We start from the raw sequence: 1,917 nt of genomic DNA, 5'->3' as shown, positions 1-1,917 counted from the left end.
CCGACCCGGACGGGCCGGGCCGGCGCACCGCCCTCACCGCCGGGCTGACCGACTGGTACGCGGCGGTCGGCCCGACCACGGACGTCCTGCACCTGGCCGGTTCGCTCCGCTGGGCGCACCGCACCCTCGCCCTCCTCGACAACGGCCTCGTACCGGGCGACGCCCCCGCCGCCGCCCTCGACCACGTCGGCCTGCTACTCGTGACCCGCGACGCCGACCTCGTCGCCCGGCTCGCCGCCACCCTGCTGGAACCCCTCGACCGGGCGCGGGGCCAGCTCCGTCCACGCCTCGCCGAAACACTCCTGGCCTGCCTGGAATGCCGGTTCAACGCGACGGAGGTGGCGGTGCGGCTGAACGTCCACGCCCAGACCGTGCGCTACCGGCTGCGCCGCCTCGACGAACTGTTCGGCCCGGCCATGCACGACCCCGACCGGGCGCTCGACCTTCAGCTCGCGCTGCGGCACTGGCTCCTGGTCAACCGCACCTGACGCGCGCGTCGGGGCCCGGCCAGCCGAGGGCGTTGGTGAGGAACGAGATCACGGCGGGGCTCAGCAGCATCCGCATGTGCTCGCTCTCCTCACGCGGGCAGAGCCGCTGGAGGGTGCGGTTGCGGGCGCCCGCCAGGTAGCCGGTGGTGTGCGGGGTGGCGATCTCGTCCCTGTCGGTCGTCAGGACGGTGTAGTCGACACCCGGCACGGTCTCGGGACCCGCGTTGAGCTCCTTCAGGAACGCCGAACCCTCGACCTGCTGCACGCACGCCTTCCCGCACATCTCGGCGATCGGCCTGTCGATCCCGAAGAACCAGCGGCCGAGCTTCACCAGCCCGCTCAGATCGGTGCCGTGGTTGGTGGGCGCGAGCCCCACGAACCGTCCCGTGACGGGCGCCCCACCGAGATGCTGCAGATAGTGGCGGACGACCAGCGACCCCATCGAATGAGTGACGAAATCGACCTTCCGGGCGCCCGTCGCGGCCCGGACCCGCGCCGCGAACTCCGCGACCTTCACGGCGGACTCCTTGATGTCGCCCGTCCCCTGGATCGGGAAGTCGTCGTTGGGCCCGCCGTGGTTCAGCGCGAACACGCAGTACCCGTCCCGCTTCAGCGCGGGCGCGATCTTCTGCCAGGTCAGCGCCATGTTCTCCAACGTCCCGTGCACGAGCACGACGGGCGTCGGATGCACCCACGACGTCCGGCACTTCCAGTCGTTCGCTCCTTGCGGCACGCTCTCCGCCCGCACCGGCCCCGCCGCCCCGACCACCACGGCGACCGCCACGCCCACTCCACACAACACACGCCTGACCAGCATTCGGCTTCCTTCCCAGGGGTAGAAACCCAAACGCTAGGCACATCAGCAACCCCTTACTTGTCCCCCACCGCACCCCTCCCCACCCCCGTTATCACCCCCAACACAACCGCCTTTCCGGCCCGTTCGGGCGGGGCGGTCATGGGGGTTCCGGGACGGGGTCGTCCTCGTCGTGGAGGAGGGCCAGGACGCGGTCGATGTGGTCGTCGGTGAGGTGGGACAGGTTGGTCGGGGCTGGGTGTGCGGATGTCTCCATGGTGGGCGACCCCCCGGCGTGCCTTCGGATTCATGCCGACGGGTCACTCTAAGTGAGGTGGCGGGGGCGGTGGGGGCGGGGAGTGGGTTAGCCCGGTTCGTGCGTGTCCTGGGGGCGGAGGAGGCGGACGGCCTCGGTGAGGCGGGTCAGTTCTGTGGACGTCTCGTCGGGTGGGGGGACGGGGGCGGTGCCGGAGAGGGCGTCGGCCAGGGCGTCGATGCGGGCCGGGTCGGGTTTTGCGCCGTCCGTCACCTGGAGGGCGAGCATGGCGGCGGCGCCGCCGAACGTCCAGACGGCCTGCTGGGACGGGTCGGGGACGGCGGCGCGGTCGGCGGCGGCGTCGCGCAGGACCAGGGCGC

General features: G+C 72.0%; 3 protein-coding genes. 1 reads left to right on the top strand and 2 read right to left on the bottom strand.

Annotated elements, in window-relative coordinates; genetic code table 11:
* The coding region (locus ACYVE7_RS33285; protein ID WP_460370459.1) for a PucR family transcriptional regulator at positions 1–488 on the top strand (488 nt) is incomplete at its 5' end.
* On the opposite strand, the gene ACYVE7_RS33280 is transcribed toward ACYVE7_RS33285, so the two are convergent.
* Entirely contained in the window at positions 475–1,272 is a 798-nt protein-coding gene (locus tag ACYVE7_RS33280) for an esterase/lipase family protein (protein WP_460370457.1), read from the bottom strand. The genes ACYVE7_RS33285 and ACYVE7_RS33280 overlap by 14 nt on opposite strands.
* Positions 1,273–1,645: 373 nt before the next feature.
* Positions 1,646–1,917 (bottom strand): hypothetical protein (locus tag ACYVE7_RS33275; protein ID WP_460370455.1); only part of this gene is annotated, 272 nt, incomplete at its 5' end.

This window comes from Actinocorallia lasiicapitis (assembly GCF_054778695.1).
The sequence above is the reverse complement of the archived record's forward strand: the minus strand, read 5'-3'. Positions and strand labels throughout refer to the sequence as shown.